Source organism: Streptomyces sp. NPDC004561 (genome assembly GCF_053602155.1).
Genome location: NZ_JBSGDB010000217.1, coordinates 1 through 14,184 on the forward strand (window position 1 = coordinate 1; position 14,184 = coordinate 14,184).

Annotated in this window: 12 protein-coding genes and 2 pseudogenes; 9 read left to right on the forward strand and 5 right to left on the reverse strand. The window is 73.1% G+C overall.

What is annotated here, in order from left to right:
- Positions 1–703, forward strand: a pseudogene (locus ACWEN3_RS25680) (hypothetical protein); the annotation flags it as partial.
- The gene (locus tag ACWEN3_RS25685) at positions 700–2,010 is read left to right on the forward strand and encodes an extracellular solute-binding protein (RefSeq protein WP_452975362.1); all 1,311 of its coding nucleotides are present in this window, start codon (positions 700–702) and stop codon (positions 2,008–2,010) included. The pseudogene ACWEN3_RS25680 and the gene ACWEN3_RS25685, both read left to right, overlap by 4 nt.
- 12 nt (positions 2,011–2,022) lie before the next feature.
- Here ACWEN3_RS25685 and ACWEN3_RS25690 read toward each other — a convergent pair whose 3' ends face one another.
- Positions 2,023–2,859, reverse strand: a complete 837-nt coding sequence (locus ACWEN3_RS25690) for a patatin-like phospholipase family protein (RefSeq protein ID WP_452975365.1) — start codon at positions 2,857–2,859, stop codon at positions 2,023–2,025.
- Positions 2,860–3,065: 206 nt separating this feature from the next.
- Between ACWEN3_RS25690 and ACWEN3_RS25695 the strand changes: the two genes are divergently transcribed.
- Positions 3,066–4,175 carry a winged helix DNA-binding domain-containing protein gene (locus ACWEN3_RS25695; protein WP_452975367.1) on the forward strand — a complete coding sequence of 370 codons (1,110 nt, stop codon included), beginning with the start codon at positions 3,066–3,068 and terminating at the stop codon, positions 4,173–4,175.
- A 118-nt stretch (positions 4,176–4,293) separates the two neighbouring features.
- Here the strand turns inward: ACWEN3_RS25695 and ACWEN3_RS25700 are convergent, their stop codons facing one another.
- Complete coding sequence (locus ACWEN3_RS25700) at positions 4,294–5,085, reverse strand: S1 family peptidase (RefSeq protein ID WP_452975370.1); 792 nt, start codon at positions 5,083–5,085, stop codon at positions 4,294–4,296.
- A gap of 199 nt (positions 5,086–5,284) precedes the next feature.
- Positions 5,285–5,593: pseudogene (locus ACWEN3_RS25705) on the reverse strand (LuxR C-terminal-related transcriptional regulator); the annotation flags it as partial.
- A gap of 205 nt (positions 5,594–5,798) precedes the next feature.
- Here ACWEN3_RS25705 and ACWEN3_RS25710 point away from each other — a divergent pair.
- From ACWEN3_RS25710 to ACWEN3_RS25720, 3 genes are all read left to right on the forward strand, one after another.
- On the forward strand, positions 5,799–6,626 hold the full coding sequence (locus ACWEN3_RS25710; RefSeq protein ID WP_452975373.1) for a glycerophosphodiester phosphodiesterase: 828 nt from the start codon (positions 5,799–5,801) through the stop codon (positions 6,624–6,626).
- A gap of 242 nt (positions 6,627–6,868) precedes the next feature.
- Complete coding sequence (locus ACWEN3_RS25715) at positions 6,869–7,504, forward strand: ATP-binding protein (RefSeq protein ID WP_452975376.1); 636 nt, start codon at positions 6,869–6,871, stop codon at positions 7,502–7,504.
- Between the two features lie 163 nt (positions 7,505–7,667).
- Positions 7,668–8,633: a DUF5926 family protein gene (locus ACWEN3_RS25720; protein ID WP_452975379.1), complete on the forward strand. Its 966-nt coding sequence runs from the start codon at positions 7,668–7,670 to the stop codon at positions 8,631–8,633.
- A gap of 242 nt (positions 8,634–8,875) precedes the next feature.
- On the opposite strand, the gene ACWEN3_RS25725 is transcribed toward ACWEN3_RS25720, so the two are convergent.
- Positions 8,876–9,472: a hypothetical protein gene (locus ACWEN3_RS25725; protein ID WP_452975382.1), complete on the reverse strand. Its 597-nt coding sequence runs from the start codon at positions 9,470–9,472 to the stop codon at positions 8,876–8,878.
- A 55-nt stretch (positions 9,473–9,527) separates the two neighbouring features.
- Entirely contained in the window at positions 9,528–10,193 is a 666-nt protein-coding gene (locus ACWEN3_RS25730) for a bifunctional DNA primase/polymerase (protein WP_452975385.1), read from the reverse strand.
- Between the two features lie 611 nt (positions 10,194–10,804).
- Here ACWEN3_RS25730 and ACWEN3_RS25735 point away from each other — a divergent pair.
- From ACWEN3_RS25735 to ACWEN3_RS25745, 3 genes are all read left to right on the forward strand, one after another.
- Positions 10,805–12,199, forward strand: a complete 1,395-nt coding sequence (locus ACWEN3_RS25735; RefSeq protein ID WP_452975387.1) for a PP2C family protein-serine/threonine phosphatase — start codon at positions 10,805–10,807, stop codon at positions 12,197–12,199.
- Positions 12,200–12,348: 149 nt separating this feature from the next.
- The gene (locus ACWEN3_RS25740) at positions 12,349–13,833 is read left to right on the forward strand and encodes an aminopeptidase P family protein (protein ID WP_452975390.1); all 1,485 of its coding nucleotides are present in this window, start codon (positions 12,349–12,351) and stop codon (positions 13,831–13,833) included.
- Positions 13,834–13,898: 65 nt separating this feature from the next.
- Positions 13,899–14,184 (forward strand): GntR family transcriptional regulator (locus tag ACWEN3_RS25745; protein ID WP_452975393.1); only part of this gene is annotated, 286 nt, incomplete at its 3' end.

Below are 14,184 nucleotides of genomic sequence, written 5' to 3' on the forward strand. Positions count from 1 at the left end.
GACCCCGTCCAGCGACTTCCAGAAGCAGATCTCGGTCGCCGCGCAGAGCCTCGCGGCCGCCGCCGGGGACGACGTCGGCGGACCCGCGGGCCGCCAGGCCCTGCAGACCGTGGCCGGCCTGATCACCGTCTACGCCGTCAAGGTCCAGCAGGCCCAGCTCCAGCCCGACGGCAGCGTGCTGCGCGAGGCGTATCTCAGCTACGCCACCAGCATCCTGACGGACCCGGGCTCCGGGATACAGGCCCGCCTGAAGGTCCTGCAGCGCCAGCAGCGCGCCGCCGTGCACGGGCAGACCTCCTTCGGCCCGCTGCTCTCGCTCGGCTGGGGCACGACCCTGCTGCTCACCCTCGCGCTGGCCGCCGCCCTGCTGGAGACCCAGCTGTTCCTGCGCCGCCGCCTGCGGCGCCGGTACAACCGCGGACTCCTCGCGGCCGGCGCCCTGCTGGCGGCCGGCCTCGCCGTCACGCTGCTGTTCACGGCATGGACGCACGCGGGCATGGCGGACACCCGGCACCTGCTCGACCGCCCGCTGACCGGGCGGGCCATCACCGACGCGGGGCGGCAGACCGCCTCGTACCTGGCGCACACCGGCTTTCGCGCGGCGGCCGCCGGATGGATCCTGATAGGAGGCGTCCTGCTCATGGCACTGGCCGAGACGGGACTGCGGCGGCACATCGACGAGTACCGGTTCAGGCCGCGGTGAGCGCGCGCCCGAGCGGCCCCGCGCAGGCCGCCGCCCCCCGGACCCGGCGCCTCGCCCGCACCGTGACGATCGTGGCGAGCTGCCTCGCCGTGCTGGCGGCGGCCCTCGTCCTGGGCACACGCGCCCTAGGGCAGGAGCCGACCGTCACCCTGCTGGCCAACTGGACCGGCGACGACGAGCGGCACCTGCGGCGGACGGTCATCGAACCCTTCGAGCGGAAGTACCACGTCCACGTCGACTACCAGGGCAGCTCCGCCGAGAGCCAGGTGCTCGGCGCCGACGTCGAGGCCGGCACACCGCCCGACGTGGTGGTGCTGACCGGACCCGGCGAACTCGCCGACTACGCCCACCAGCAGCAGCTCCGGCCGCTCGACGACCTCATCCCCCGGGACGACTTCAGCTCCTCCTGGGCGACCCCGCTGGCCGACGGGCACGTGTACTGGTTCCCGCTCAAGGCCGATCTGAAGAGCATCGTCTGGTACCCGGCCGGCACCAGCGAGCGGCAGCGCGAACAGGCCAGGGACCGGCCGGACCAGTGGTGCGTCGGCATGGGCTCCGGCGCCACCAGCGGCTGGCCCGGCACGGACTGGATCGAGGACATCCTGCTCCAGCAGCACGGCCCCCGCACCTACCAGCGGTGGGCGAGCGGCCGGCTGCCCTGGCGGTCGAAGGAGGTGCGGCAGGCATGGACGACGTGGGGCCGTCTGATGGGCGACGGAAAGTCCGAGACCCTGCTGCGCCGGACCCTGAAGACCGGCTACCAGAACGCGTCCGCGCCGGTCGCCGAGCACCCCCGGGGCTGCACGCTGGAGCACCAGGCGTCGTTCATCCGCACCCAGTCGGACGCCTGGAAGCGGGCCGACGGCCGCTACGAGCCCTCCGCCCGGCTCATCCCCGGGGCCACCGCCACCGACACCTGGGAGGTCTCCGGCGACCTGGTCGCCCTGCTGCACGACACCCCGCAGGCCAAGCAGCTGATCCGGCACCTCGCGGCCGCCGGCACCCAACGCGCCTGGAGCGCCGCGGAGTCCGGCTTCTCCGTCGACGCCAAGGCCCAGCCCGCCCCCGGCGACGCCGGCTCCGCCTGGCACCGCTCGCTCGCCACGACCCTCCTCGACCAGCGGGCGGTGCACTGCTTCGACGCGTCCGACGCGATGCCGCCCGCGGTACGCGACGCGTTCGCCGAGGCGACCATCGAGTACCTGGCCCACCCGAAGCAGCTGGACGCGCTCCTGGCGTCCCTGGACACCCTCAGCGGGACCCGGGGCCTGACCTGGGTGCCCTCGGTGTGCGACCAACTGCCCTGACGTGCGGGGCGCTCAGCCCCACGGCAGGGTCAGCGCCCGCCCCTGCGCCCGGCCGGCCTCGGCCGCGGGGCGGCGGGTCGCGGGGTCCAGGGCGTTGGGCCCGATCGCCGCCGTCGACGCCTCGTCGGGGGCCACGACCGCCACCTCGGCGCCCCGGGCCCGCAGTTCCCCGACGGACCCCTCCAGCGGCTGTTCGCTGGGGAACGGCTCGGCCGCGCCGAGCGGCACGATCACCAGCACCCGGTCCGCGCCGGCGGCGAGGTCGACGTTGGCGATGGAGCGCACCCCGCCGTCGACGTACCGGCGCTCGCCGATCGTCACCGGCGGCCACACGCCCGGCACGGCACAGCTCGCCGCGACGGCGTCGACCAGGGACACGCCCGACGCCCGCTCGAAGACCCGCGGCTCACCGCTCTCCGCGTCCACCGCGACGACCTTCAGCGCACGCTGCGGCCATCCGTGGGCCGGCAGCCGCGACTCGATCACCGCGCGCCGCGCCGGCTCGGCGACCGTGCGTGTCCCGAGCGCGACCCGTCCGACCGCGCGCCGCAGTTCCGGCACCGAGGCGGCCGAGCCCGTCGCCGCGCCGATCTCCGCGGCGAACCTCTCCAGATCCATCTCGGCCATGATCTCCGCGGCCTGCAGCGCGGGGTCCACCTGCCGGGCGTACAGCTCCTCCAGGCTGAGCCCGCTGCCCAGTTGGGCGGCGACCGTGGACCCGGCGGAGGTCCCCACGAGCAGCCCGGCCCCGCTGACGTCCTGCCCGGAATCGGCGAGCCCCGCGAGCAGCCCGGTGATCCAGGCGATCCCGCCCACACCGCCGCCGCCCAGCACCAACGCCTCGGTCATCTCAGCTCCTTGAACGTAGCGATCTTCACAACGGCAACGCGCGACGGGCCACGGCCGTTCCTGCCGCCTTCTCGCTCGGACATCGGCTGCCTCTCCGTCGAGCCGGCGTACGGCGTGATCACTCGGCGAGGGTACGAGAAGGATATCCGCGGGTTCGGTGAGAGAAGCGGACAGAAACTGTCCCAATGGCCGGTTAGCGTGCCGTCATGACGAAGCGCAGCGCCAGTCCGGCTCCCCTCCTGGACCCCCGTGCCCTCAACCGGGCCACTCTCGAACGGCAGTTGCTGCTGCGTCTGTCCCCGCGGTCCGCCGCGGACGCCGTCGGCCATCTGCTGGGCCTCCAGGCGCAGAACGTCACGCCCCCGTACTACGCCCTCGCCGCCCGCCTCGACGGCTTCGCGCCGGAGCAGCTGTCCACGCTGATGGCCGGCCGCGAGGTCGCCCGTCTCGTCACCCTGCGCTCCACCCTGCACACCCACACCGCCGACGACTGCCTCACCCTGCGCCCCCTGGTCCAGCCGGCCCGCGAGCGCGAGCTGGGGCTCTTCCGCCGGGGGCTCGCCGGGGTCGACGCGGGCCGTCTCGCCGGCCTGGTCCGCGAGCTGGTCGAGGCCGAGCCGCGGACCATGGCCCAGCTGCGCGAGGCGCTGAGCACCGAATGGCCGGACGCCGACCCGCAGGCCCTCGCCGTCGCCGCCCGCTGCACGCTGCCGCTGGTCCAGGTCACCCCGCGCGGCCTGTGGGGCCGCAGCGGCCAGGTCGCCCTCACCACCGCCGAGCACTGGCTGGGCCGCCCGTCCGGGCCGGCCCCGGAGCCGGAGTCCGTGGTCCTGCGCTACCTCGCGGCGTTCGGCCCCGCCTCCGTCAAGGACATGCAGACCTGGGCCGGACTCACCCGCCTGAGGGACGCGTTCGAACGCCTGCGGCCGCGGCTGCTCACCTTCCGGGACGCGAACGGCGTCGAGCTCTTCGATCTCCCGGACGCCCCGCGCCCCGACCGGGACACTCCGGCCCCGCCCCGCTTCCTGCCCGAGTTCGACAACCTGCTCCTCTCCCACGCCGACCGCACCCGCGTCATACCGCCCGCCTACTGGGGCCGCAGCTGGCAGGGCAACCAGGCCCACCGCACGCTGCTGGTGGACGGCTTCCTGGCCGGAGTGTGGCGGCTGGACGCCGGCGCCCTGGTCGTCGAGCCCTTCGGGAAGCTCACGAGGGCCGAGCGGGAGGAGGTCGCCGCGGAGGGGGAGCGGATGCTCGGCGTCATGCATCCGGGGCAGTCGTACGACGTCCGGTTCGGGGAGGTCCTGCGGCGCTGAGCCCGTCGCGGACGAGGGAGGACGAGGGAAGTGGATAGGGGGGCGCTGCGGGCCGCTCGTGGTCGCTCGCAACGCCCCCCTGGCCGTTACCCGAGGGGTGCTCGGGAAGACTTCCGGGTCACGAGGCGACCTGCTCGGTCACGAGGTCCGAGAAGGTGGTCAGCCGGGTGTAGACACCCGGGTGACCGGCCTCCGCGCACCCCTCGCCCCAGGAAGTGATCCCTGCCAGGACGCCCCCGATGAGCAGGGGACCGCCGCTGTCGCCCTGGCAGGTGTCTGTGCCGCCGGACGTGTATCCGGCGCAAACCATGTCGGACTGGACGAAGTCCGAACCGTAGGAGGAACGGCAGCTGGAGTCGGCCACGACCGGCACGGTCGCGGTCCGCAGCTGGTTGGAGGAGCCGCCGTTCTCCGAGGTGGTGCCCCAGCCGAGGATCCGGGCCGTGGTGCCGGCCGCGTACCCGCCCGTCTGGGAGGAGGAGACGTACGACACCGGGGCGTACGGCATCGCGGTCGACAGGGTCAGCACGGCCACGTCGTTGCCGTTCGTGGCGTCCGTGTAGTCGGGGTCGACCCAGATCCTGTCGACCCGGCTCACCGTGCCGTCCGTTCCCTTGAGGTACGTGCGGCCGCCGACCACCCGGATCCCGCCGGGGGTCGCGCCGGCCATGCAGTGCGCGGCCGTCACGACCTTCCGCGCGGCCACCAGGGTGCCGCCGCAGAACTGGTTGCCGGACGCGTCCGTGATCTGCATGACGAACGGGTACGCGGCCGTGGTGGTGGTCGTACCGCCGACGATGGGCTGAGGTGCGGCGCTCGCCGTGGGGGAGGCGAGCAGCGCGGTCGCCGCGGCGGCAGCGGTGGCCACCAGCGTCGCGGCGGTGTGTCTGGCACGTCTGGGCCCGAACATGAGTCTCCTCAGTGGGGTTGCACCGGTGGGGGATCGCGCGGGTGTGCTTCACGGGGGTCGCGGGACCGACCCCCGTATGCCCGGGCGAGCGGCACGTCCATTACGCTAGGACCGGAACCCTCGGCTCCCAATGAGGGAACCCCCTAGGGGGTTGGGTGAGGGAAAACCCTCGGTCCGGCTCAGTTAACAAGAGCGGTGCTCAGTGCGCGCGGCGACCTGCCGCCAATCGGACGATGTCGACGCGTGACCGGATCCCGAGCTTGCGGTAGACCCGGGTCAGCGTGGCCTCCACCGTCTTCACGCTGATGAACAGCCGGGCGGCGATCTCCCGGTTGGTGGCGCCCTCCATGACGAGCGAGGCGACCTGACGCTCCATCGCGGCCAGCCCGTCCAGCGCGTCCAGGGCGTCCGGCACGGTCAGCGCCGGTTCCGGATCGGGGGCGGTGAGGGCCCGTTCTCGGTGCTCACAGCTCTTCTCCTCGATCCATGGCGATCCACGGCTTTGTTTCTCGTCTGTGTTCCAGTTTGTATGCAGTCAGCTTTTCCCACAGGCCGTCAGAGCACCATAAGCGGTGGCTGTGGGTCCAGGGCCATTCTTTACATGGTGCATTACAGTCAAAAATTACATAAATGAGCAGAGTGCGTGCCCGCGTTCGTCGCGCGGACGCATGAGCGCCGCCACACGTACCCCGCGACGGTGGCACCATGACGCGGTGACCCACGCACCACACCTCTCCGTCCAGGTCGTCGCCCACCGGGGCGCCTCCGAGGACGCGCCCGAACACACCCTGGCCGCCTACAAGAAGGCGATCGAGGACGGCGCGGACGCCCTCGAGTGCGATGTGCGGCTGACCGCCGACGGCCATCTGGTCTGCGTCCACGACCGGCGGGTGAACCGTACCTCCAACGGTCGCGGGGCCGTCTCCGCCCTGGAACTGGCCGATCTCGCCGCCCTGGACTTCGGCTCGTGGAAGAACCGCGACGCCTGGCGCGGCCGGGACGAGGAGCCCGACTGGGAGCACCGGCCCGAGGACCGCGAGGAGACCTCCGTGCTGACCCTGGAACGACTGCTGGAGCTGGTCTCGGACGCCGGGCGGCGCGTGGAGCTGGCCATCGAGACCAAGCACCCGACGCGCTGGGCCGGCCAGGTCGAGGAGCGGCTGATGGCCCTGCTGAAGCGGTTCGGCCTGGACGCGCCCGCCTCGGCCGCCGAGTCCCCGGTCCGGATCATGAGCTTCTCGGCGCGCTCGCTGCACCGCGTGCGGGCCGCCGCCCCGAACCTGCCGACGGTCTACCTGGTGCAGTTCCTCTCGCCGCGGCTGCGCGACGGGCGGCTGCCCGCGGGGGTACGGATCGCGGGCCCCTCGATCCGCATCGTGCGCAGTCACCCCGCGTACGTGGAGCGCCTGAAGCGGGCCGGTCACCAGGTCCACGTGTGGACGGTGAACGAGCCCGAGGACGTCGACCTCTGCGTGCGGCTCGGCGTCGACGCCATCATCACCAACCGTCCGCGCGCGGTACTCGACCGGCTCGGGCGCTGAGCGCGGGGAGACCCGCCGAGAGACGCCCCGGGGGGGCGGGCGCCGAGACGGAGTCCTGGAACGGGCCGAGAAGACCGCCAGAGGCGGGTAAGGACCGGCTTCCGCCCCTTGACCCGGCCCCGCGGCTGCAGGATTCTCCGTTCTCGCCACGACCACTGAGTTCCAGCCACACGACAGCCGTCCGTGAACGGCTCGTCACAGGGAGTGCTCCGGCGCGTTCGTTTCGTGCACGACCGTTTCGAATGCGTCGCCGGAAGGGGATTGGCCGGTTTCCGGTACAGGCCAATGGGGCATCCACACCGTGGCGTGGGGCAAAGGAGGTCTCGGGGGTGGCGTTGGTGGTGGCACAGGAGGTGCCCACGTCGTCGAGCATGGCCGTACCCCATGGTCCTGCGGGCGTGGGGAACGCGAGGCGCCGGATGCGCGCGCAACTGCGCAGCGGCGGCGTATCGGAATCGGTCATCGACGATGCCGTACTGGTTCTTTCCGAATTACTGAGCAATGCCTGCAAACACGGGCGGCCGCTGGGCGACGCCCCGGCCGGCGACGGCGACGTGCGCGCCGCGTGGCAGGTCGACCCCCGGGGCAGACTGATCGTCGAGGTGACGGACGGGGGTGGTCCGACCCGCCCGGCGCCGGCCACCCCCTCGGTGACCGCGCACGGCGGCCGGGGACTGAACATCATCACGGCGCTGGCCGACGACTGGGGCGTCCGCGACGACGTCCGAGGCGAGGTCACGGTCTGGGTGGTGGTCCACGGGGACGTCCATGATCCCGACGCGTGCCGTCACGACCGTTTCGCTACGCGCGTCACGGCCCCCTCGCTCCTGGAGCCGGCCGGCCTGGACTTCGCGGACGCCTTCGAGGACCTGGGCTGATCCACGGGACCCGCCGTGCCGATCCACGACACGCCGGACTCGTCCACAGGTTCACACCACTGGCGTCGAGCGCGCGTGCGTTGTCCACAGGTTCCCGTCGCTCGTGGCCCGAACGGCTAGGCTCCCGCCGTACCAGAAGAGCCGTAACCGGGAGACACCCACGATGGCCAAGAAGCGACCCCAGACGAAGGCCAAGCGCCCGCAGCTCACGGACGGAGAGATCCCGGTTGTCGGCGCCCGCGAACCCTGCCCCTGCGGCAGCGGCCGGCGCTACAAGGCGTGCCACGGCAGGGCCGCCGCGCACGCGGTGACCGAGCTGGTGCAGCGCCCGTTCGAGGGACTGCCGGGCGAGTGCGACTGGGTGGCGCTGCGCGAGCTGGTCCCGGCCGCGACGGTCGAGCTGACCCTCAAGGGCGGCCTGCCCGAGGGCGTCCCGTCGGTCACGCTCGCCACGGTGCTGCCGATGGCGTGGCCCGCGCTGCGCCGCGACGACGGCTCGGTCATGCTCGGCCTGCAGAACGACACGGCGTCCGGCGACATCAGCCGCGACCTCGGCGACACGCTCCAGCGCGCGCTCCTGGCGGAGCCCGGCACCCCGGTGCAGGGCCGCCGCGCCCCCACGGAGGCGCCCCGGCTGCAGGACCTGATCGACGCCGAGTCCCCGTTCGAGCCCGTCGTGCACACCGGCTTCGAGTTCTGGGTGCCCGACGCGGAGAACGCCACCCCGGAGGTGACCGCCTCCCTGGAGCGGGCCAACGCCGCCGCGATCCCGACCGTGCGGCTGTCCGGCGTGGACGCCGCGTACTGGTGCGAGACCCCGGAGAAGAACCACCTGCGCTGGGTGATGCCGCATCCGGAGGAGCAGCTTCTGGACGCTCTGGCGCGGCTGCACGCGGCGGGCCGCTCCAGCCTCGGCGAGGGCACCCGGCTGGTCGGCTCCTTCCGTGCTCACGGCCTCACCGTGCCGGTCTGGGACCTGCCGAGCGAGGTCACCGCGGACGACGTGGAGAAGCCGGCCGCCGAGTTCGCCGAGCGCCTCGCCGCCGCCCTGGCCGTCGCGGAGCCGCTCACGGCGGACGAGCGCCGGGCACGCGGCGGGCTGACCAACCGCCAGGTCACGCTCAGCTGACGCCCCCGCGCGCGCGTCACGGCTGAACGGTCGGTCAGCCGTGACACCGGGTCGCCGGGCGGGTGACTCCTGTCACAACTCCCGGCTCCGACAGGAAAATCGGTGGCCGAATGCCTGAGACGGAATTTGCGAACCGCCGATCTCTTGTTACCGTTCCAGTAGCCCGGTTGCTGGTGCATCCCCCGTCGCCAGCAACCGGGTCTTTCCATGTCCGCGCCCGGTGTACAGCGCCCCGCCCGGCGTCAACTTCCCTTTGGCCCCGCGGGATTGCTTCCCGAGCGCAACAGCAGCGCCCCGTCGGCCCCGCGCTCGGCGAACTCGGCGACGGCCGTGTAGGCGTCCGGTCCGCCCCGGCTGCGCTCCCGGGGCGTCTCACAGGTGGCGGGCTCGTCGTCGGCGCCCGTGGCGCAGCGCATCTCCACGGTGCGGCCGCCCGGTCCCATGAGGGTGAGCACGGAGTCCAGCGACTCGCCGGTGGCGTTGCGGTAGTAGGTGCGCGCCCAGGTGTCCGCGCCCTGCGTCAGCACACAGGTCTGCGCCTCGATGCCGTCGGGCGAGCTGAGTTGGGGGCCGCAGCGGGCGGCGGTGGCGAGGCCCAGGCCGAGCAGGAGAGGCGATCTGCCGGGGGCGGCCGAGGGATCCTTGGCATCGCCCCTGCGCGGGGCGGCCGGCGCGGGAGCCCGGCCCGCGTCGCCGACCTGCCCCGCGGACGCCACGGCCAGCGGCAGCGCGACCGCGGCCGCCACGGCGCCCGCGAGGGCGAGCAGACGCAGCCTTCGGGGGTCGGGCCCGCCGCCGGGCGGCCGTCGGGTGCCCTGTCCCCCAGGAAATCGCAGCATGAGCGGAAGATAACTAGCGCGGGACGCTCGCCCGCCCCGCGCGCGCCCGACACCCCTACAACTCGGGTGCGCTCACACCCGTACGAGTGAGGGCGTCGACCACGGCGTCCACCACGGCCTCCACGTCGGGCACCCAGGGGGCGGCCGAGCCCGGCAGCGGAGCCCGCTCCCAGCGGACGGCGCCCTGACCGGTCTCGGAGGGGGGCAGGGCGATGTAACCGCCCTCGCCGTGAAAACGGAGGGAGCCGGGGACGAAGTCCTTGGCGTACAGCAGTTCGCCCAGCTGCTCCATGGAGTACGGCTTCACGAGCAGCGCCCAGCGGGTGGGCGAGGCGATCACCGGGCCGAGGCGCATGCCGCGGCGGTCGAGCAGGGCGAGGGCTCGGGAGGCGGCCAGCGCCGGCAGGCTGACGGCGCACGGCGCCTGGCCTCCGGTGGCCAGGACGATCGGCGCGCCCGGCCGGTTGGTCCACCACCAGCGCACCATGCGCGCGTCGGTCGTGGCGGCGAGGAGGCCGGGGTCGAAGGGGTGGGCGCCGGGCACCGTGCACTCCGGGTCGGGGCAACCGCAGCGGGCCCGGCCCTGCGGGTCCGGGGCCACACCCGGGAGTACGGGCCACTGCCATTCCGTCGCGAAGGTCAGGGCCGCGCTGATCAGCTCAGGCCTCCCGTCGTTCCGCCTGGACAGGAGCCTGCGTCGCCTTCCGAGGATCTCGCGCATGAGCGCTCGTTCCTTTCCGTTGCACCGCTGGCAACACCGTGGTCCACATCACATCATGTGTCGATCACTTCACTGTGCGTACCTGTTGGCGCATCACACCCCTGCACATGGCACGGGGTCCCCAAGGGGTCGAGCGTAGGCCGCGTCCGCGTCCATGGTGCGTCTATCAAAAGCACGGCTGCGGCGTGGGGGTGGCGAAGTCTGGCGTTTTGCCGTCGCGCGTATTTCTCTCCGCCTCCGCCACGGGAGGATGGGGCTCGGCCGTCGGTGGCTATGACGCCCGGGTCCGTCGCCAGGTTCCGGGTGGCCCCCAACCACCCCTGGCCTTCTCCGAGTACGTACCCATCACGACCGGTGTGACGCTCCGTGGAGCAAGCCCAGTCGACCGCAATGAACCGATACCTAAGGCAGTTTTAAGCCAACTTGGCAGTAAGGCAAGGGGTTCCGGCAAAACCCTCGCTGGCCCCATGGACACCAGGAATCCCCGCAGGACAATGCTGGACATCCCCTCTCGAGTGCGTGTACATGTGGAGACACTGCTGGCGGTGCAGAATGACATGGGGGTTTGCGATGCTTTTCGGCAATACGCACCGGTCTGAAAGCCGGACGCCATGAACGCCCCGCACCCTCCGAAAGTGGCTGGAATCGATTCAACCGTTCCCACGCCCGCCCACACTGTCGCACCCGCCTCTCCCGTATCGGGCCCCACCCCGGGTGCCCCCGCGGTCCCCGCACCACACGCCCCCGCGCCCGGCACCGTCCTCCAGGACCGTCTGGCCGGCTGGGTCTCGGACCTGACGACCCTCCACGAACTCACCGAGCGGCTCTCCCGCACGAACACCCTGGAGCCCGCCCTCGACGAGCTGCTGCGCGCCGGGGCCGCCCTCGTCGGCGCCCGCCGCGGCCTCGTCGTCCTGGAGCCGGGTGACGGGCTCGGCCCCCGCGCCAGCCTCGGCCTCGGCCTCGGCCGCGCCGATCTCGGCCACCTCGAGACCGTCCCGCGCGGCGCGCTGCCGTACGACACCGGCACGGCCGCCGAGATCGTCCACCCCGACCTGTTCGCGGAGGACGGCCTCGACCCCCGGCACCGCGAGGTCGCCGCCCGCCTCGGCTACGCCGCCAGCTACGCCCTGCCCCTCGCCACCGAGTCCGCCGGCCGCCTCGGCGCCGCCGTCTGGTTCTACGACGAACCCGCCGAACCCGACGAGCACCAGCGCCACCTCGCCGGCCTCTACGTCCGCCACGCCACCGAGCACCTCGCCCGGCTGCGGGAAGTGGAACGCACGCGCGCGTGCATGGCGACCATCGCCGAGGAACTGCTGCCCTCCCGGCTGCCCCGGGTGGCCGGCGTCCAGCTCGCCGCCTGGCACCGCACCGGCCCGCGCGGCGGCGGCGACTGGTACGACGCCCTGCCGCTGCCCGACGCCGCCCTCGGCCTGTCCGTCGGCTCGGTCACCGGCACGGGCCCGAGCGCGGTGGCCGCCATGGGCCGGCTGCGCGCCTCCCTGCGCGCATACGCCGTCATGGAGGGCGAGGACCCGGTCGCCGTCCTGTCCGACCTGGAGCTGCTGCTGCGGCTGACCGAGCCGGCCCGCTCGGCCACCGCCCTGTTCGCCTACTGCGAGCCCGCCCTGCGCAAGGTCACCCTGGCCGGTGCGGGGCACAGCCCGCCGCTGCTGGTCGGCGAGCGGCGCACCGAGTTCGCCGAGACCTCCGTGTCCGCGCCGCTCGGCATGCTCGCCTGCTGGGAGGCGCCCAGCGTGGAGATCCAGGCCGAGGCCGGGGAGACGGTCCTGCTCTACACCGACGGGCTGCTGCACCGCACCGGCGACCCGATGGACCGCGCCTTCGCCCGGCTGCACACGGCCGCCGCGAGCGTCCCGCGCGCGCTGCGCCAGGATCCCGGCGCCGTCGCCGACCACGTCCTGCGCACGGTCCTGCCCGACGGCCTGGACACCGCCGACAGCGAGGAGGACGTGGTCCTGCTGGCGGCACGCTTCGACTGACCGCCCCGGTTGGCATGAGCGGGCATAACAGGGCATCCGCCCCTGGTCGCACCCCGGTACGACCGTACGATGATGGAGGTCCCCGCTCGGCCACAAGCAGGAGCGCCGCGGGCCCGGGGGAGATCAGCAGGCGTATCGAGGAGGATCACGTGTCCGACGAGCTCAACCCGGTCGTGCCCGACACCGCTACCGCGGAGGGTCCGGAGACCGAGGCCGAGGAGCCCATCAAGCAGCGGAAGAACGGCCTGTACCCGGGCGTCTCCGACGAGCTTGCCGAGAACATGAAGTCCGGCTGGGCCGACACGGAGCTGCGTGACCTGCGGCCGATCGCACAGGCCGCCGAGACCGCCCGCCGCCGCGCCGCGCTCTCCGCCCGCTTCCCGGGCGAGCGCCTGGTCGTCCCCGCGGGCAATCTGAAGACCCGCTCGAACGACACCGAGTACCCCTTCCGCGCGTCCGTCGAGTACGCCTACCTCACCGGCAACCAGACCGAGGACGGCGTCCTGGTCCTGGAGCCCACCGGCGAGGGCCACACGGCCACGATCTACCTGCTGCCCCGCTCCGACCGCGAGAACGGCGAGTTCTGGCTCTCCGGCCAGGGCGAGCTGTGGGTCGGCCGCCGCCACTCCCTCACCGAGTCCGAGGCGCTCTACGGCATCCCGGCCGCCGACGTGCGCGAGCTGGCCGACCGGCTGCGCGAGGCCACCGGCCCGGTCCGCGTCGTGCGCGGCCACGACACCGGCATCGAGGCGGCCCTGACCGACAAGGTCACCGCCGAGCGCGACGAGGAGCTGCGCGTCTTCCTCTCCGAGGCCCGCGTGGTCAAGGACGAGTTCGAGGTCGGCGAGCTGCAGAAGGCCGTCGACTCGACGGTCCGCGGCTTCGAGGACGTCGTCAAGGTCCTCGACAAGGCCGAGGCCACCTCCGAGCGCTTCATCGAGGGCACGTTCTTCCTCCGCGCGCGCGTGGAGGGCAACGACGTCGGCTACGGCTCCATCTGCGCGGCCGGCCCGCACGCCTGCACCCTGCACTGGGTCCGCAACGACGGCCCGGTCCGCTCCGGCGACCTGCTCCTGCTCGACGCCGGCGTGGAGACGCACACGCTCTACACCGCCGACGTCACGCGCACGCTGCCGGTCAGCGGCACGTACACCGAGATCCAGAAGAAGATCTACGACGCCGTGTACGAGTCCCAGGAGGCCGGCATCGCGGCCGTGAAGCCGGGCGCCAAGTACCGCGACTTCCACGACGCCGCCCAGCGCGTGCTCGCCGAGCGGCTCGTCGAGTGGGGTCTGGTCGAGGGCCCGGTCGAGCGCGTCCTGGAGCTGGGCCTGCAGCGCCGCTGGACCCTGCACGGCACCGGCCACATGCTCGGCATGGACGTCCACGACTGCGCGGCGGCCCGCGTGGAGACGTACGTGGACGGCACGCTGGAGGCCGGCATGGTCCTCACCGTCGAGCCGGGCCTGTACTTCCAGGCGGACGACCTGACGGTCCCGGAGGAGTACCGCGGCATCGGCGTCCGCATCGAGGACGACATCCTCGTCACCGAGGACGGCAACCGGAACCTGTCGGCCGGCCTGCCGCGCCGCTCCGACGAGGTCGAGGCGTGGATGGCGTCGCTGAAGGGCTGATGCAGGAGAGCCGGCTGGGCACCCGGGGGGTGCCCGGCCGTTCGTGTGCCTAGGGGAGGGCTCTCGTGAACGACTTCTGGTCCGGTGTGGGCGTCGACCTGCATCTGGAACCTGACTCTGCGGACGGACGCCGGGCGGGGCTCGAGCGGGCGCTCAGGGACGCCGTGCGCGACGGCCGGCTCGCGCCCGGCACCCGGCTGCCGGCGACCCGGCGCCTCGCGACCGACCTCGGCGTCTCCCGGGGCACGGCGAAGGCGGCGTACGACCAGCTGGTGGCGGAGGGGTACCTCACCGCGCGGCAGGGCTCGGGCACCCGGGTCGCGGACCGGGCGGAACCGTTGCCGCACGCCG